This window comes from Neobacillus fumarioli NBRC 102428, assembly GCF_001591485.1.
Classification (GTDB): domain Bacteria; phylum Bacillota; class Bacilli; order Bacillales; family Cytobacillaceae; genus Neobacillus; species Neobacillus fumarioli.
The window spans coordinates 41,443-57,327 of record NZ_BCUZ01000008.1 but is presented as its reverse complement, the minus strand read 5'-3'; the positions used below and the strand labels follow the sequence as shown (position 1 = coordinate 57,327).

The 15,885-nt window shown below is 39.4% G+C and carries 22 protein-coding genes and 1 pseudogene; 1 reads left to right on the top strand and 22 read right to left on the bottom strand.

Annotation, left to right across the window (positions count from 1 at the left end; genetic code table 11):
* Positions 1–354: 354 nt before the first annotated feature.
* From BFU02S_RS03170 to BFU02S_RS03160, 3 genes are all read right to left on the bottom strand, one after another.
* The gene (locus tag BFU02S_RS03170; protein WP_066366436.1) at positions 355–852 is read right to left on the bottom strand and encodes a staygreen family protein; all 498 of its coding nucleotides are present in this window, start codon (positions 850–852) and stop codon (positions 355–357) included.
* Positions 853–1,135: 283 nt separating this feature from the next.
* A complete protein-coding gene (locus BFU02S_RS03165; protein WP_066366437.1) occupies positions 1,136–1,423 on the bottom strand; it encodes a DUF378 domain-containing protein in 288 nt (95 codons plus the stop codon).
* A gap of 87 nt (positions 1,424–1,510) precedes the next feature.
* Positions 1,511–1,687 carry an asparagine synthase gene (locus BFU02S_RS03160; protein ID WP_066366435.1) on the bottom strand — a complete coding sequence of 59 codons (177 nt, stop codon included), beginning with the start codon at positions 1,685–1,687 and terminating at the stop codon, positions 1,511–1,513.
* Positions 1,688–2,208: 521 nt separating this feature from the next.
* Between BFU02S_RS03160 and BFU02S_RS03155 the strand changes: the two genes are divergently transcribed.
* Positions 2,209–2,574, top strand: a complete 366-nt coding sequence (locus BFU02S_RS03155) for a carboxymuconolactone decarboxylase family protein (protein WP_066366433.1) — start codon at positions 2,209–2,211, stop codon at positions 2,572–2,574.
* Positions 2,575–3,035: 461 nt separating this feature from the next.
* Here the strand turns inward: BFU02S_RS03155 and BFU02S_RS03150 are convergent.
* The 19 genes and pseudogenes from BFU02S_RS03150 to rplR all read right to left on the bottom strand — a co-directional run bounded on the left by BFU02S_RS03150 (position 3,036) and on the right by rplR (position 15,852).
* A pseudogene (locus BFU02S_RS03150) lies at positions 3,036–4,101 on the bottom strand (IS4 family transposase).
* Positions 4,102–4,411: 310 nt separating this feature from the next.
* Positions 4,412–4,804, bottom strand: a complete 393-nt coding sequence (gene rpsI / locus BFU02S_RS03145; protein WP_066366431.1) for a 30S ribosomal protein S9 — start codon at positions 4,802–4,804, stop codon at positions 4,412–4,414.
* 18 nt (positions 4,805–4,822) lie between these two features.
* Positions 4,823–5,260 (bottom strand): 50S ribosomal protein L13, encoded by a 438-nt coding sequence (gene rplM, locus BFU02S_RS03140; protein ID WP_066366430.1) that lies wholly within the window; start codon positions 5,258–5,260, stop codon positions 4,823–4,825.
* A 418-nt stretch (positions 5,261–5,678) separates the two neighbouring features.
* Entirely contained in the window at positions 5,679–6,419 is a 741-nt protein-coding gene (gene truA / locus BFU02S_RS03135) for a tRNA pseudouridine(38-40) synthase TruA (protein WP_066366423.1), read from the bottom strand.
* A 39-nt stretch (positions 6,420–6,458) separates the two neighbouring features.
* The gene (locus tag BFU02S_RS03130; protein WP_066366421.1) at positions 6,459–7,256 is read right to left on the bottom strand and encodes an energy-coupling factor transporter transmembrane component T family protein; all 798 of its coding nucleotides are present in this window, start codon (positions 7,254–7,256) and stop codon (positions 6,459–6,461) included.
* Entirely contained in the window at positions 7,253–8,122 is an 870-nt protein-coding gene (locus BFU02S_RS03125; protein WP_066366420.1) for an energy-coupling factor ABC transporter ATP-binding protein, read from the bottom strand. Before BFU02S_RS03125 ends, BFU02S_RS03130 begins: the two co-directional genes overlap by 4 nt.
* A complete protein-coding gene (locus tag BFU02S_RS03120) occupies positions 8,098–8,940 on the bottom strand; it encodes an energy-coupling factor ABC transporter ATP-binding protein (protein ID WP_066366418.1) in 843 nt (280 codons plus the stop codon). Before BFU02S_RS03120 ends, BFU02S_RS03125 begins: the two co-directional genes overlap by 25 nt.
* 355 nt (positions 8,941–9,295) lie before the next feature.
* Complete coding sequence (gene rplQ, locus BFU02S_RS03115) at positions 9,296–9,658, bottom strand: 50S ribosomal protein L17 (protein ID WP_066366416.1); 363 nt, start codon at positions 9,656–9,658, stop codon at positions 9,296–9,298.
* A 52-nt stretch (positions 9,659–9,710) separates the two neighbouring features.
* Positions 9,711–10,655 (bottom strand): DNA-directed RNA polymerase subunit alpha, encoded by a 945-nt coding sequence (locus BFU02S_RS03110; RefSeq protein WP_066366412.1) that lies wholly within the window; start codon positions 10,653–10,655, stop codon positions 9,711–9,713.
* A gap of 173 nt (positions 10,656–10,828) precedes the next feature.
* Entirely contained in the window at positions 10,829–11,218 is a 390-nt protein-coding gene (gene rpsK, locus BFU02S_RS03105) for a 30S ribosomal protein S11 (protein ID WP_066366405.1), read from the bottom strand.
* Positions 11,219–11,239: 21 nt separating this feature from the next.
* Positions 11,240–11,605 (bottom strand): 30S ribosomal protein S13, encoded by a 366-nt coding sequence (gene rpsM / locus BFU02S_RS03100; RefSeq protein WP_066366404.1) that lies wholly within the window; start codon positions 11,603–11,605, stop codon positions 11,240–11,242.
* Positions 11,606–11,627: 22 nt separating this feature from the next.
* Positions 11,628–11,741, bottom strand: a complete 114-nt coding sequence (gene rpmJ / locus BFU02S_RS03095; protein ID WP_000868344.1) for a 50S ribosomal protein L36 — start codon at positions 11,739–11,741, stop codon at positions 11,628–11,630.
* A gap of 37 nt (positions 11,742–11,778) precedes the next feature.
* Positions 11,779–11,997, bottom strand: coding sequence for a translation initiation factor IF-1 (gene infA, locus BFU02S_RS03090; RefSeq protein ID WP_007085268.1), 219 nt, complete (start codon positions 11,995–11,997; stop codon positions 11,779–11,781).
* A gap of 284 nt (positions 11,998–12,281) precedes the next feature.
* Positions 12,282–12,932: an adenylate kinase gene (locus BFU02S_RS03085; RefSeq protein ID WP_066366401.1), complete on the bottom strand. Its 651-nt coding sequence runs from the start codon at positions 12,930–12,932 to the stop codon at positions 12,282–12,284.
* A gap of 69 nt (positions 12,933–13,001) precedes the next feature.
* Entirely contained in the window at positions 13,002–14,297 is a 1,296-nt protein-coding gene (secY, locus tag BFU02S_RS03080; RefSeq protein WP_066366398.1) for a preprotein translocase subunit SecY, read from the bottom strand.
* Positions 14,297–14,737: a 50S ribosomal protein L15 gene (gene rplO / locus BFU02S_RS03075; RefSeq protein ID WP_066366395.1), complete on the bottom strand. Its 441-nt coding sequence runs from the start codon at positions 14,735–14,737 to the stop codon at positions 14,297–14,299. The genes secY and rplO overlap by 1 nt, the downstream gene beginning before the upstream one ends.
* A gap of 31 nt (positions 14,738–14,768) precedes the next feature.
* Positions 14,769–14,951, bottom strand: coding sequence for a 50S ribosomal protein L30 (rpmD, locus tag BFU02S_RS03070; protein WP_066366393.1), 183 nt, complete (start codon positions 14,949–14,951; stop codon positions 14,769–14,771).
* 13 nt (positions 14,952–14,964) lie between these two features.
* On the bottom strand, positions 14,965–15,465 hold the full coding sequence (gene rpsE / locus BFU02S_RS03065; RefSeq protein WP_066366391.1) for a 30S ribosomal protein S5: 501 nt from the start codon (positions 15,463–15,465) through the stop codon (positions 14,965–14,967).
* A gap of 24 nt (positions 15,466–15,489) precedes the next feature.
* Positions 15,490–15,852: a 50S ribosomal protein L18 gene (rplR, locus tag BFU02S_RS03060; protein WP_066366388.1), complete on the bottom strand. Its 363-nt coding sequence runs from the start codon at positions 15,850–15,852 to the stop codon at positions 15,490–15,492.
* Positions 15,853–15,885: the final 33 nt, after the last annotated feature.

Here is a 15,885-nt window from a genome sequence, read left to right as displayed (position 1 = left end):
TGGTATTTTTAATAGTTAAATTAAATTAATGCAACACTAGTGACTTTCTTTACTTTAAATAAAAACTCCCAGCCGACAATGCTGAGAGTCTTTGAAAAATCCCCTTCCTACTTACCCTATATTTGGTAACGTATTGTCCCTGTCTTCTCCCCAGTCCTCTGACTCCTTAAATAAATATTTTGTATATACATCGCACTTTTTTCAATTTATAGGATGTTTACTAGGAGAATCCTTTATTACGGAATAAAAAACACATTATTTTAAAAGCAACCATTTAATATTAACTCTCGTTCGTTGATGGCAGATGATGTCTAACCCCAGTAGGTTACAGTTAAAGCTGGTTTTTGCAAATCCTTAATGAATATCCTGAAATGGAATAGAGTTTAAATATTGTTGGGGCGTACCGTAATAAAGTATTTGATTAAATTGTGGATAAATGGATTTGAAAAGAATGTAGACGGAGGAACTCAGCAACTCTGGATGGTACCTAAAAAATATCCGGTCGCCATAGAATATAGCGGTTAATGCTAGTTTTAACTCATTTTGGAAAATTAGGAAACGTTGTTTAGATGAATACTCATCGAATTCCCCTCCACTTATATAAACCTTACCAATAAAAATAAACTGCTTACCATTCCTAATCCATTCCGCTACAACCTCATCACGAATTTTTAAGTTGATGGCAGCAAGATTATAGTGATTCCCTATAGTTAAAAATAAATCCCCGGTTGTATCAGAATGTGTCAGTGTATACTTTCGACCAATAATAGGCGACCATTCGTTGGTATGGGATAAATACTCAGTATGCAGTTTGGAAGCTTTAAATTCTATAATTTGAAGCACCTCTTTCATGTTGAAAATTATGCTCATGAAAATATATGCAATTAATCTTCATACGTGCAAAAATTATCAATGCTACTCAATGGAGTGTTGAGTATACTTTGTTTATACTCCAAGATACTCTTTACCGGTGTGAAAAGCTGGAGAATTGTCTTGTGTTGAATTATTATTAAAGTGCAGATCCAGCACCTATCGTGACAAAAGCAGATGCACTTAAAATAAGATTAAAGCCATGCACTGAATGCATGGCTCCTTATATTCTTTGAAGATAAATACGTTTTAAATGAGGGAATGTTCACTCATCCTTTAATTTTGATAAATCATTTTCCTCACCAAATTCAGTTGCATAATGATGATTTCTTGGCCGTTCAACGTCTAGCCGAGGTTCTCTTAATGGTGTAAACAAAAGTGTTATACAAGCCAGTCCACTAATGCCGACTAGACCAAAAACAACCCTCGCCAAAAAGGCGCTTTGTCCACCAAATATTGCGCCAACTAGATCGAATTTAAAAAAGCCAATTAGCCCCCAATTAATAGCTCCAATTATTGTTAGCACTAAAGCAATTCGTTGTATGATCGCCATCATTAAAAAACCTCCTTTATTCTTCTAATATGTGGACTAAAATAATTAAATGTTTAAGGACGGGAGTAACCCTTCCCAAATGAATCTTTAGTGTCGATGCTCGACTAAATCGATTGCTCCTAATACAACATGAGCTAAACCGAAGCCGATAATCGAACCAGTGATTAACGGTTTCATGTTTCTATTGTTCCGCAATGCAACACCTGTGGTTGTTACAGCTGTTCCTAATACTGCTGGGATTAATCCTTCGCGTACGTTAACCATAAAAACACTCCTTCCATAATCAGTAAAGATTCACTATTATCTTCTGTATTAGAATCCTGTTTTATTCATACTGGTAGAAATTTGTGTTTACTTTTTTATCTTTAGAATACTTAAGCAGCATTTATTTATTATCCACTGTTAATAGTATTAGTCGATAAATACGCTATGATCTTTAATAATCTCAAAAATAGACAAAGATGTAATATTGTCAAAAATAACTGCAGAAACTATGTCGCCTAAATTAAATATAGGACGCTATTTCACCAGAAACTTCTGAAGAAAGAACATTATTATTAAGAAATACAACACTTAAAAGAACTATGGAAATATTAACAAGCTCACATTCTTTATTCACAGTTGAGTAGTAAAATACAATTAAAATTCTGCCTAAAATTTCTAAAAATATGTATGTCCTTGTGGAAAAGGTGCAGCTATATGGAAAGAAAATGAAGTTTAAACCATTTACATTTGACTCATACTAACAACTGTATTAGATCATTTAATAAAGGAGTGAGGAATACATGGAGTATCAATCGACAACCTCAATTGAAGCTACACTTCTTAAATATAAAACTCAAATGGGGATGTTTTCAGAAATGATGCCTGAGTTTGTTCGAAAGTTTCATTCATTTACAGAAGAATGTTTTAAAGAAGGAGCTCTATCACAAAAAGAAAAACAACTCATTGCTTTAGGTATTAGTTTACATGCTCAAGATGAGTATTGCATCATCTATCACACAAAAGGCTGTCTTGACCAAGGCTGCACACAACAAGAAATACTTGAAGCTGTTGGAGTAACAGCAGCTTTTGGCGGCGGCGCAACCATGAGCCAAGGAGCAACTCTTGTTCAAGAATGTATTCACGAATTGAATCATATGAAACAATAAAAAGTATTTATATACCATTAATTGGAAATTCGTCAAAACCATTCTTTGACGCTCGCTTGAATTGCTAAAAAAATACAGATCATTTGAACGACAAGATCAACGCCTAAATATAATGGAATTATTCTTGTCGTTCTTATATTAAGCCCATACCTATAAATTAGGTGAAACAATATTCATTGGTCCATAGAACCTGTCCACCCCATCTTGAATTACTCATTAAACGCATGCTAATTCCTATAATTTCCAATAACTAAATTTCCACAGTTCCTTTTCATAATAGATTCAATTCATTATTAAAAAATAACACTAGTGTTCCATAAATATAGTCGAAATATTCAGTCTAATATTTTTTGCTTTTTAGAGCCAAAAAGCTAAATGCCTAATTAAAGGTGGTTCTGCCCATTTGGAAATTTATTTATAATTAGACCTTTTTGACCTGTGCGACAACGACAATTTGCGTATCAAGGAATCGTTTTTCCTTCAATCTTACGAAGCCAAATATGAGCAGGTTTCCACAACGAAGCCCTTAAATATCGACTAATTTGTAGAATTTTTCGCTTGCTTCTCGCTTCAATTTGCGCAAGTACATATAGGCAAAAAAACAATGAGTGCAATAAACACTTGATTTTGAATAACCCATTCGCTATGACCGTAGAACTTTTTGATGTTGAGATGTTGCTTGATCCACTTGAAAAACAATTCAATGACCCAGCGTGATTTATACATTTCTGATATTTCGATTGCTTCCAAATCAAAACGATTTGTAATTAAATGGAGTTCATTTCCTTTTGTGTCCAAGACTTTTATTAAACGGAAATCATTTTCAGCATCGTTTTGCGTCGTACCAATTAACACCATTTGATCCGATAAAACAGGAGAATTCTCGGGTAGTTTAAAGTTGTAAACTTGTCGAATGACGGCGTTTTTCCTCAGCCTTGAAAGAAAAAAGTATCCATCGGTCATACGATCAAATCGTTCATAATCTAAGTAACCACGGTCAAACAATCAAGCTGGTTACGGTCATGTTCTTTGGCAGTTGTCATAACGGCTTTTTCTGGGTAAGATATTCCTTTTTCTATAAACACAAGCCGCAGATGCAACTTCACCCCAGCCTTTGTTTTGCGGAATTCTGCCCATTCATGATTCGTCAAATTGAGTGGCAATGTGCTTGAATCAATTACCTTTAAAGGCATTACAAGTTTGCAGTAATGCGTTTTGGCATGAATTTGGGACACTAAATCAAGAAAAGTCTTTGGAACCCATTTAAGCGGCGTGATAGCTGAGAAATACTGATAAAATCGAGATCAATTGCATGTTGAAGCTGGTCATCGAAAAGACAATCCCCCAGCGCATGAAGGCTTTCTACTTCTTGGAGTTGCGCAAAAAGAAGTAATTTTAAGAACGATTCCGTCGTTAATTTTTTTGTATAGTAATCTAATTTCATTGTTTTCACCTGTTCCTCAAAAATTCTAAGATTTATTGGTGAAAACCATTGTCCAAATGAAGTTTTTGTGTAATCTTGTCCATCAGTTTTGTCCTTTATTATTGGATTTGGACGGATTACCACCTGACCTATCCATTATAAAGGACTTTTTCTTTGCACAAAACAACAAAATTGAACATTTTATGTATTTTTAATCGTGAAATTAAATTAATGCAATACAAAAATAACGAAAAAATAAAATGATATGATACACAGTTACACCACTTCCACGAACTGCTAATAATGAGTGACCTTTAAGTTGCCCACAACTATATTTAATCGAATAACTTCCAAAACAGTAAAAACCCATTCGAAAAAATTTTCAAATGGGCAGAATTTATAAATAATAATTTTTTAACGTTTTGAGAATTGTGGTGCGCGACGTGCGCCTTTAAGTCCGTATTTCTTACGTTCTTTCATACGGGCGTCACGAGTCAATAAGCCTGCGCGTTTTAATGTTGGACGGTACTCTGGGTCTACTTGCAGCAATGCACGAGCGATACCGTGGCGAATTGCACCTGCTTGACCAGTATAACCTCCACCGTTTACATTTACAAGAACATCATAGTTGCCAACTGTTTCAGTAGCTACTAATGGTTGTCTTACAACAACACGTAAAGCTTCAAATGGGATATAATCTTCAATATCGCGACCATTAACTACAATTTTGCCTGTGCCTGGAACTAAGCGCACACGTGCGACAGAGCTCTTACGGCGGCCAGTACCAATGTATTGAACTTGTGCCAAGTTAATTCCTCCCTATCATTAACCGCGAAGTTCGTAAACTTCAGGTTGTTGTGCTTGGTGCGGATGCTCTGCGCCAGCATATACGTGTAATTTTTTGAACATTTGACGACCTAGAGAATTCTTTGGAAGCATGCCTTTTATAGCAAGTTCAAGCATTCTCTCAGCGTAGTTCGTACGCATTTCAAGAGCCGTTCTCTTTTTCAATCCGCCTGGGTGTTGGCTGTGGCGATAGTAGATTTTGTCTGTTAATTTTTTACCAGTTAATTCAATCTTAGATGCATTTAGGATGATGACATGATCACCAGTGTCCACATGTGGAGTATAAGTTGGTTTATGCTTACCGCGTAAGATGGATGCTACTTCAGAAGCAAGACGTCCAAGAGTTTTGCCCTCAGCATCAACTACGTACCATTTACGCTCGATATTGTTGGCATTTGCCATAAACGTTGTACGCATGAGTTTCCCTCCTAATAAATTCAAAATGAGTTCCGCACTTTCATAAGCAATAATTGTTCGATTCTGTTCCGGGAATGAACAACAATGCCGAGCGTGCCTTAAATTTACTGTTATATATTTTCAAACACGATGAAGACTTTCCGGGGCTTATCGTGGTTTTAAAACACACACATATAATATAATAATGTCATGGATACCAATTGTCAAGAAAATGTTACGCCAGGTTGGGTTGTTTATGAAAACCCAGACTCTAGTAATCATAACAGCAATATTGGTAACCTTGCTCCTTCCAGGAGGCGATGCATCTGATTGGAACTCAAAGGCCTCACTTTTTCCTTCATTCAAGGGCCAATACACCTGATTGGAACTCGAAGACCTCGCTTTTTCCTTCATTCAGGGCCAACAGGCAGCCTTCAGCTTAATAAAACACTTCCCAAAGATATAATCCATGTGCCGGGGCCGTCCTTCCCGCCGCGGAACGGTCTTTTTTTTCTAGAATCATCGGAATCTCTTTAGGAGACCGCTCCCCTGAGCCAACCTCCAATAATGTCCCGACTAAAATCCTAACCATATTATATAAGAAGCCATTGCCAACAAAGCGAATAGTGAGAAACTCTTCTTCTGTTAAAAACTCGATCATATGAATCATGCGAATTTTGTCCTCAACTTCGGTTTTTGCTGAGCAAAAGCTGGTGAAATCATGTGGTTCACCTATAAGAAAGCGGCTGGCTTGTTTCATTGCCTCAATATTTAAAGGATACGGATACTGGTAAGCAAAATGTCGCTGAAATGGGTCCTTCTTACCTGATAAGTACAGACGATAGCGGTATTCCTTTCCCACGGCATCATACCGGGCATGGAACATGGCATTAACTTTTTCTATAGAAAGAATCGAAATATCCTCCGGCAGCAAGGAGTTCAAAGCAACAGCCCATCTCTCCTCAGGGATTTGCAATGGCGAATCAAAATGGATCACTTGCCCCTTTGCATGAACTCCAGCATCTGTTCTGCCGGATGCGGACACTTTCACTTCCATACCTTTATGCATTTTAGACAGGGCAGCTTCCAATTCTGACTGAACAGTCCGCTTATTCGGCTGGATCTGGTAGCCGGAAAAGCCTGTACCATCATAGGCGATGATACCTTTATATCTTTGCATGATCTCCCCTCATTTAGAAAAAATTAACCGACCAGCGATTTATGACCGAAACAGCATCAACAAAACCGTTAACGCTATGAGCACCAACAACTGAAGCGAATCGGCTGTTTTCCAGCTTAGCTGACGGTACTTGGTTCTTCCCTCGCCGCCGCGGTAGCCTCTAGCTTCCATTGCAACAGCCAATTCTTCTGCCCGTTTAAAAGCACTGACAAACAAAGGAATTAGGAGAGGAACCACTGCTTTAATCCGTTCTTTCAGCGGACCGCTGGAAAATTCGACACCTCTTGCCATTTGCGCCTTCATGATTTTATCGGTTTCTTCCATCAGCGTAGGAATAAATCGTAAAGCAATCGACATCATCAGCGCCATTTCATGAACCGGGAAACGAACCTTTTTTAATGGGTTTAACAGCGACTCAAGACCATCTGTAATCTCAATTGGTGTTGTCGTTAACGTTAGCAGTGATGTCATCAAAATTAAAAAAAGAAAGCGCAAAGAAATAAACAGGCCCTGTTTAAGACCCTCTTCATAAATTTTAACCGGTCCTAATCGGTATAAAAGGGTTCCCTGCTGGGTAAAAAACAACTGTAATAAAAACGTAAAAATGACAAGCCAAATCACCGGCTTCAATCCTTTATAAAGAAAACGGGCCGGAATCCGTGACATTGTAAGCATTATGAACGTATAAATCGCGATAAATGCGTAAGTAATTCCATTATTAGCAATGAAAATAATACAAACAAAAAAGAAAATGATCAGCAGTTTAGAACGAGGGTCCATCCTATGAAGCAAAGATTCTGCAGGTACATAGCGGCCAAAAAGCATGTTTTCCATCATGATCGGACACCTCCTGAAACAAGAGAGGCTACTGCCATCGATAATTCCTCAATAGATAGATATATTTGACCCAGATGGGTTCCTATTTTTTCCTCTAGCATTAATTGAAAACGAACCACTTCTGGTACATCCAATCCCATTTTCATTAAATCAATCGGATCAGAAAAAATTTCCTCGGGAGTACCCTTTTTAATAACCATACCTTGCTGCATAATGACAATTTGATCGGCATACCTAGCTGCATCTTCCATGCTATGAGTAACCAATATGGTAGATAGCCCTCTTTCTTTATGGAGCGAATAAAACATGTCCATAATCTCTTTACGCCCCCGGGGATCTAAACCAGCAGTAGGTTCATCTAACACAATGACTTCAGGTTCCATTGCCAGTACGCCGGCGATGGCCACACGCCGCATTTGTCCTCCTGATAAATCAAACGGTGATTTCGTTAAAATTTCTTCTCCTAGGCCAACATGTTTTAATGCCAAGCGAGCCCGCTTTCTAGCTTCTTCTTCAGATACACCAAAATTCATTGGTCCAAAAATAATATCCTTTTCAACAGTCTCCTCAAACAATTGATGTTCAGGGAACTGAAACACAATCCCAACCTTTTGCCGAACCGGCTTCAAACTTTTATTTTTCTGTCGGGACTTAATTTCTCTGTCGCCAATTTTAACAATTCCTTTAGTAGGCTGTAAAAGCGCGTTTAGATGCTGTAAAACTGTCGATTTTCCTGAACCGGTATGACCAATCAGTGCCATATAAGTACCTGATGGAATATCGATGGAGACGTCTTGAATCGCAATCCGTTCAAATGGTGTTTTGGCCTGATAGCGGTATTCTACATGTGAGAGCGATATGTCCATAGCTCTGTCACCAACTCTTCTTCTGATAAATAATACTTGGATAATTTAATTCCCTGTTTTCCCAATGCCTTGGCCATTTTAACTGAGAATGGAATATCCAGGCCTAACTGAATCAGCTGTTCATCCATCGCAAAAATCACATCAGGAGTTCCTTCCTGAAAGACTTTTCCCTTATTCATTACAATTATACGGTCCGCTTTGGCAGCCTCTTCTAAATCATGTGTTATGGAGATAACCGTAAGTGATTTTTCCGATTTTAAGGTTCTGATAGAATCCAATACTTCTGCCCGACCACGGGGATCAAGCATGGAAGTGGCTTCATCCAAAATAATAATAGAAGGTCTTAACGCCATCACGCCTGCAATAGCAACCCGTTGCTTCTGTCCTCCAGACAAATGATGCGGCTCTTGATGCAGAAGTTGATCCATTTTGACCTTATGTAGAGAATCTTGTACCCTTTGCACCATTTCTTCTCTTGGAACACCGTAATTTTCTAAACCAAAAGCCACATCATCCTCAACCGTTGTTCCAACGAACTGATTATCAGGGTTTTGAAATACCATGCCAATTCTTCTACGAATATCCCAAATAGACGTTTCATTTAATGGAATCCCGCAAACGGTAATTTCTCCTTGCTGTGGGAATTGAAGCCCATTTAACAGCTTGGCCATTGTTGACTTACCTGAACCATTGTGGCCGACAATCGCAAGCCATTCTCCTTCATATATATCGAAAGTGACATTATTTAAAGCGTATTGCTCGTGCCCTTCATATTGAAAAGATACGTGGTCAAGTGACACTATTGGGTTCTTCTTCATTGCGGTTCTCCCCTCAGCTAAACTCTTCTTTGCTAATTAAATAAGATAATGCTTTATATACAAAAAAAGCCTGCACCTCATCCCAGGCAGCAAGCGCGAATCAACTGCAATAAAACATATTTGTTCAATAGAAATGGGAGAGGTGCGTGAGCTAGACGAGACATAATACAACATAAGAAAAAGTTACATAAAACTTACAAGTGCAACTTCAAATGTTTCTCCAACTGATTGGAGTTATGCTCATCATAACGCTCGTTTGGCTTGGTTCTAAAAATATGAATATCCCTTACAGAAAAAGGGCAAAGAACAAGTTTGATTGTAAACTGTCCGCGCCCTTGTTGTCTGTTCAAACGTATTAAACTAATTCAATGATGACCATTGGTGCACCGTCACCACGACGTTGGCCAAGCTTCATAATGCGAGTATAGCCGCCTTGACGCTCTTGGTAGCGTGGAGCGATATCAGAGAAAAGTTTTTGCAAAGCATCTTGGCCATTTTCAGCATTAGCTACTTCATTACGAATGTATGCTGCAGCTTGACGGCGGGCATGTAAATCACCGCGTTTGCCAAGAGTAATCATTTTTTCAACAGTGGAACGAAGTTCTTTTGCACGCGTTTCTGTAGTTTCAATGCGTTCGTTGATGATTAAATCTGTTGTTAAGTCACGCAGCATTGCTTTACGCTGTGCGCTTGTACGTCCTAACTTTCTGTATGCCATGAAGGGTTCCCTCCTTTTTTGAATTTATAAAAAGAATTGTATTTGCGTTAATTTAGTCGTCCTTACGCAAGCCCAATCCAAGCTCTTCTAGTTTCGCCTTCACTTCTTCAAGTGATTTGCGGCCCAAATTACGTACCTTCATCATATCTTCTTCAGCCTTATTGGCTAGCTCCTGAACAGTGTTGATGCCGGCGCGTTTCAAGCAGTTATAAGAACGAACAGAAAGATCAAGTTCCTCTATTGTCATTTCGAGAACCTTTTCTTTTTGATCTTCTTCTTTTTCAATCATAATTTCAGCATTTTGTGCTTCATCGGTTAACCCTACGAAAATATTCAAATGCTCTGTTAAAATTTTAGAACCTAGCGCGATTGCTTCTTTAGGTCCAGTACTTCCATCTGTCCAAACATCCAGTGTCAATTTATCATAGTTTGATAATTGACCGACACGCGTATTTTCTACTTGATAGGAAACACGGGCAACAGGTGTATAGATGGAATCAATCGGAATCACACCAATAGGCTGATCCTCGCGTTTATTCTGTTCTGCCGGTGTGTAACCACGGCCGCGTTTCGCCGTTAACCGCATGCGAAGATGACCATTAGAACCTAATGTTGCGATATGAAGATCAGGATTTAAAATCTCAACATCACTGTCATGAGTAATATTGCCTGCAGTAACCGGACCTTCACCCTGTACATCTATTTCCAATGTTTTTTCTTCATCGGAGTAGATTTTAAGAGCGATTTTTTTAATGTTCAAAATGATGGATGTAACGTCCTCCACTACGCCTTCAATTGTTGAGAACTCATGAAGTACCCCGTCGATTTGAATCGAAGTAACAGCGGCACCTGGGAGTGAAGATAATAGGATACGACGTAAGGAGTTACCCAAAGTGGTACCATATCCACGCTCAAGTGGCTCTACGACGAATTTTCCGTACTTGGCATCATCGCTGATCTCAATCGTTTCGATTTTTGGTTTTTCTATTTCGATCATCAAATAACCCTCCTTCAAAACGTCGAACCTCGATTAAATGAGTTAACCGAAATTCTCCCATGTATACTTTCCCGTTTGTGCACAACAACTGGAATTAATCTTCTGTATAAACAGTAAAAATTTTCATATCATATCCCATTATAGACATACGATACAAGTTCTATACAGAAAAATTAAACACGACGACGTTTTGGCGGACGGCAGCCGTTATGTGGAACAGGTGTAACGTCTTTAATGGCAGTAACTTCAAGACCTGCAGCTTGAAGCGCACGGATTGCAGCCTCACGACCTGCACCAGGTCCTTTAACCGTTACTTCTAAAGTTTTCATACCATGTTCCATTGAAGCTTTTGCAGCAGTTTCAGCAGCCATTTGTGCTGCAAATGGAGTGGATTTACGAGATCCTTTAAATCCAAGCGCACCTGCACTTGACCATGAAATTGCATTACCATGGATATCAGTAATGGTTACAATTGTATTGTTAAATGTTGAACGGATATGTGCAACACCTGATTCGATATTCTTTTTAACCCGACGTTTACGAGTATTCGTTTTACGTGCCATTTACTTTACCTCCTTTGCCGATTACTTCTTCTTATTCGCAACAGTCTTACGAGGACCTTTACGGGTACGTGCATTGTTTTTCGTGTTTTGACCACGAACCGGTAAACCGCGACGATGACGCAGACCACGGTAGCAGCCAATTTCCATTAAACGTTTAATGTTTAGTGAAACTTCACGGCGAAGGTCACCTTCAACTTTTAACTTGTCAACGATGTCACGGATTTTATCTAATTCAGCCTCAGTCAAGTCGCGTACACGAGTATCCTCAGATACGCCTGCTTCTGCCAAAATATTTTGAGCTGTTTTTTTGCCAATACCATAAATGTAAGTTAAAGAGATCACTACACGTTTTTCACGTGGAATGTCAACTCCAGCAATACGTGCCATTTAACGAGCACCTCCTTCAATATTAACCTTGTTTTTGTTTATGTTTAGGGTTTTCACAGATCACCATTACTTTTCCGCGTCTGCGGATGACTTTGCATTTTTCGCAGATCGGTTTTACAGATGGTCTAACTTTCATTATCCTAACCTCCTTAATAGTCCGGAGTGCAAGCAGATTATTTAAAGCGGTATGTGATTCTTCCGCGTGTTAAGTCATATGGGGAAAGCTCAACAGTTACCTTATCGCCCGGAAGAATGCGGATAAAATGCATTCTAATTTTCCCGGAAACATGAGCCAACACAGTATGACCATTTTCCAACTCTACCTTAAACATTGCATTTGGCAAAGTTTCAATCACTTTACCTTCAATTTCAATCACATCATCCTTGGCCACAGGTCTCGTCTCCCTTCTTTTTCAAAAATAGCGCTTGAAAACTTTTAAGACATGCCTTCGTGCAACATTTAGCAACCGTTCAATTTTACCATATTGCTAAACTTTTGTCCGCAAGTAATTTCTACATACTGAGGAATTTTTCCGCATCCCCATGTAAGTCTTGCCCAACTCTCGGTTCTGCATACTTGAGAACATTCGAAAAGCATGTTTCTTCACATACTTTTGAATCTAATGGGAGATATTCGAGAGTCGTATGCTCAAGTTTAGGGACGCTTTGCAGAGCATTAGGCTAAGCCCCTAAGTAAGTCCTGAATATCAGCAAATACTTTGTTAATATCCTGTTGGCCATTAATTGTACGTAAATAGCCTTTAGTTTCATAGAAAGTTAATAATGGTTCTTGCTGTTTAATATTAACGTCCAGGCGGTTTTTGACTGTCTCAGCATGATCATCCGCACGCTGATATAGCTCGCCGCCGCAACGGTCACAAATGCCTTCTTTTGCCGGCGGATTGAACACAAGGTGATAGGTTGCACCGCACTCTTTGCAAATTCGGCGACCTGTCAAACGCTCCATTAATATACTTTTGTCGACGCTAATATTTATCACGAAATCAATTTTCTTATTTAATTCGGATAGTAACGCTTCTAACGCTTCTGCTTGAAGTACGGTTCGTGGAAAGCCATCAAGTAAAAAACCATTTTGGCAGTCGTCTTTTGCTAATCGTTCACGGACAATCCCAATCGTTACTTCATCAGGAACAAGCTCTCCTTTATCCATGAAGGATTTAGCTTTCAGACCCAATTCTGTACCTTCCTTCATTGCTGCACGGAACATATCTCCAGTTGAGATATGAGGGATACCGTATTGTTCAACGATTTTTTCAGCCTGAGTGCCTTTGCCGGCACCTGGCAGCCCCATAAGTACTAAATTCACACGTATTCCCCCTCGTGCTATGATTGGTTTTTTAGGAGCCCTGTTTAAAGGGGCCCGTTCAAAAACCTTCTATTTAATAAATCCTTTATAATGACGTTTAACTAATTGCGCCTCAAGCTGCTTATACGTATCAAGTGCAACGCCGACAACAATCAGCAAGCTTGTGCCTCCGATTTGAGCGGTTTGCGGCAAGTTGGCAATGTTTATGAAAAACACTGGAAGAATGGCAATTACCGCAAGGAAAATCGAACCGACAAATGTTAAACGGTATAATACACGTGTTAAATATTCCTGCGTGCTTTTTCCCGGGCGGATCCCTGGGATATAGCCGCTTTGCTTTTGCAAGTTTTCCGCCGCTTGTTCAGGGTTCACTTGGATAAAAGCATAAAAATACGTAAAGGCAATAATCAATGCGGCATATATAATCATTCCAACAGGCTTTGTATAATCAAAGATATTGTTAATCCAAACGGTAACAGTGCTTTGCGGGAAAAACGAGGCAATGGTCCTTGGCGTTACAATAAATGAAATAGCAAAGATGACTGGAATAACACCTGCTGCATTTACCTTTAACGGCATATGAGTAGATTGACCGCCGACTGGATTACGGCCTACTGCCATCCGTTTTGCATATTGAATCGGAATTTTCCGGGTTGCTTGTTGGATAAAAATAACACCAACAAATATAGCAACAATAACAAGTGCAATAATGATGACCGTTACAATCCGAATAAATAAGGCATTTCCTACATTCGTAAATTGCTGTGCAAAATATTGATTGACTATTGTAGGGATATTGGCGACAATTCCGGCAAAGATGATAATGGATATTCCATTTCCCACACCTTTTTCCGTAATTTGCTCCCCTAGCCACATTAAGAAAGAGGTACCAGCTGTTAACACAACAGCAATTAATAGATAGGTACCAATTCCAGGATTTAGGATCAATTGTCCACCGGCAAGGTTATTAAAGCCATACGACATGCCCAATGCTTCAATAAACCCAAGGATGACTGTCATATAACGAGTCAGTTGCGCCGTTTTACGGCGGCCGGCTTCACCCTGCTTCGACCATTCTGTCAACTTTGGCACAACATCCATTTGCAAAAGCTGAATAATGATCGACGCAGTAATGTACGGCATAATTCCCATAGCAAAAATGGAGAATTTACGTAATGCTCCACCGCCAAAGGTATTTAAAATTCCAAATACGCTTACTTTATCTTGACTGGCAAGAATATCTGCATTGATATTCGGCACGGGGATAAATGTCCCTATGCGGAATACAATTAACATTAAAAGGGTGAATATGATCTTACGTCGTATTTCACCCACGCGCATAAAATTGGAGAATGTTTGGAACATTAGATCACCTCAGCAGTTCCACCAGCAGCTTCGATCGCTTCCTTAGCAGCAGAGGAGAATTTGTGAGCTTTTACAGTCAACTTTTTCTCTACGTTCCCTTTAGCAAGAATTTTGATTCCTGCTTTTTCATTCTTAACAACGCCTGTTTCAATCAGAAGTTCTGGAGTAACTTCTGTACCGTCTTCAAAGCGATTTAGAACTTCAAGGTTCACGATCGCAAATTCTTTACGGTTGATATTTGTAAAACCGCGTTTTGGCAGACGGCGGAATAAAGGGGTTTGACCACCTTCAAAACCTGGGCGTACACCACCGCCAGATCGGGCGTTTTGACCTTTATGACCTTTACCGGCAGTTTTACCTTGGCCAGATCCAATACCCCGTCCCAAACGTTTGCGTTCTTTACGAGAACCTTCTGCAGGTTTTAATTCATGAAGTTTCATTTTGGCACCTCCTTATGAATAGTACATTGAATTATTGCTCTTTAACTGTTACAAGATGAGTAACTTTATTAATCATACCGCGAATAGCAGCGTTATCTTGATGCTCAACTGTTTGGTTAAGTTTACGTAAACCTAGTGCTTTAACTGTTTCGCGTTGGTCCTCAGGGCGGCCAATTACGCTCTTGGTGAGGGTAATTACAAGTTTATTCGCCATTTGATTTCCCTCCTTATCCTAACAGTTCTTCTACTGATTTACCACGTAATTTTGCTACGTCCTCAGCACGTTTTAATTGTTTTAAGCCAGCAATAGTTGCACGAACCATGTTAATTGGTGTGTTAGTTCCTAATGACTTCGAAAGAATATCTTGCACACCTGCTAGTTCAAGTACCGCACGAACTGGACCACCAGCGATTACTCCAGTACCTTCTGAAGCAGGTTTTAGAAGAATTTCACCAGCACCAAAATGTCCGGTAACTTGGTGAGGAATCGTTGTTCCAACCATAGGAACCTCAATTAAGTTTTTCTTAGCATCTTCAATTGCCTTACGAATTGCATCTGGTACCTCTTGTGCTTTTCCAGTACCGAAACCGACATGACCGTTCTTATCTCCGACTACAACAAGTGCAGAGAAACGAAAACGACGTCCGCCTTTAACAACTTTCGCAACACGGTTAACCGTTACTACGCGTTCTTCAAGTTCAAGTTTGTTTGGATCAATACGACGCATCTTTTTATGTCCCTCCTTTGACTATTAAAATTGTAATCCGTTTTCACGAGCTGCATCTGCTAACGCTTGAATACGTCCATGGTATAGGTATCCTCCACGGTCAAAGACAACAGAAGAGATTCCTTTTTCTACCGCACGTTTAGCAACTAATTCCCCGACCTTTTGTGCTGCTTCAATATTACCTGTTGATTCAAGGCTAAGCTCTTTATCTAAAGTAGAAGCACTAACTAAAGTAACTCCTTTAGTATCATCGATTAATTGTGCATAAATATGCTTATTTGAACGAAACACATTCAGACGCGGACGAGCAGAAGTACCGCTTAGTTTCGCACGAACACGAGCATGTCTTTTCTTGCGAACAGCGTTTTTATCTTGCTTCGTAATCATTTACGTCACTCCTTTCGTTTACCCTATGCGGCA

Bases quoted from the DNA above. Each gene is read 5' to 3' on its own strand.
- rpsK (WP_066366405.1), bottom strand. From the start codon at position 11,218: ATGGCACGTAAAACGAATACTCGTAAACGTCGGGTTAAAAAGAATATC.
- rplQ (WP_066366416.1), bottom strand. From the start codon at position 9,658: ATGGCATACAGAAAGTTAGGACGTACAAGCGCACAGCGTAAAGCAATG.
- rpsE (WP_066366391.1), bottom strand. From the start codon at position 15,465: ATGCGTCGTATTGATCCAAACAAACTTGAACTTGAAGAACGCGTAGTA.
- BFU02S_RS03170 (WP_066366436.1), bottom strand. From the start codon at position 852: ATGAAAGAGGTGCTTCAAATTATAGAATTTAAAGCTTCCAAACTGCAT.
- rplM (WP_066366430.1), bottom strand. From the start codon at position 5,260: ATGCGTACAACGTTTATGGCAAATGCCAACAATATCGAGCGTAAATGG.
- rpmD (WP_066366393.1), bottom strand. From the start codon at position 14,951: ATGGCGAATAAACTTGTAATTACCCTCACCAAGAGCGTAATTGGCCGC.
- BFU02S_RS03120 (WP_066366418.1), bottom strand. From the start codon at position 8,940: ATGAAGAAGAACCCAATAGTGTCACTTGACCACGTATCTTTTCAATAT.
- BFU02S_RS03130 (WP_066366421.1), bottom strand. From the start codon at position 7,256: ATGATGGAAAACATGCTTTTTGGCCGCTATGTACCTGCAGAATCTTTG.
- rpsM (WP_066366404.1), bottom strand. From the start codon at position 11,605: ATGGCACGTATTGCTGGAGTTGACATTCCACGTGAAAAACGTGTAGTG.
- BFU02S_RS03125 (WP_066366420.1), bottom strand. From the start codon at position 8,122: ATGGACATATCGCTCTCACATGTAGAATACCGCTATCAGGCCAAAACA.
- rpmJ (WP_000868344.1), bottom strand. From the start codon at position 11,741: ATGAAAGTTAGACCATCTGTAAAACCGATCTGCGAAAAATGCAAAGTC.
- truA (WP_066366423.1), bottom strand. From the start codon at position 6,419: ATGCAAAGATATAAAGGTATCATCGCCTATGATGGTACAGGCTTTTCC.
- secY (WP_066366398.1), bottom strand. From the start codon at position 14,297: ATGTTCCAAACATTCTCCAATTTTATGCGCGTGGGTGAAATACGACGT.
- BFU02S_RS03160 (WP_066366435.1), bottom strand. From the start codon at position 1,687: ATGGTTAACGTACGCGAAGGATTAATCCCAGCAGTATTAGGAACAGCT.
- BFU02S_RS03155 (WP_066366433.1), top strand. From the start codon at position 2,209: ATGGAGTATCAATCGACAACCTCAATTGAAGCTACACTTCTTAAATAT.
- BFU02S_RS03165 (WP_066366437.1), bottom strand. From the start codon at position 1,423: ATGGCGATCATACAACGAATTGCTTTAGTGCTAACAATAATTGGAGCT.
- BFU02S_RS03110 (WP_066366412.1), bottom strand. From the start codon at position 10,655: ATGATCGAAATAGAAAAACCAAAAATCGAAACGATTGAGATCAGCGAT.
- rplR (WP_066366388.1), bottom strand. From the start codon at position 15,852: ATGATTACGAAGCAAGATAAAAACGCTGTTCGCAAGAAAAGACATGCT.
- rplO (WP_066366395.1), bottom strand. From the start codon at position 14,737: ATGAAACTTCATGAATTAAAACCTGCAGAAGGTTCTCGTAAAGAACGC.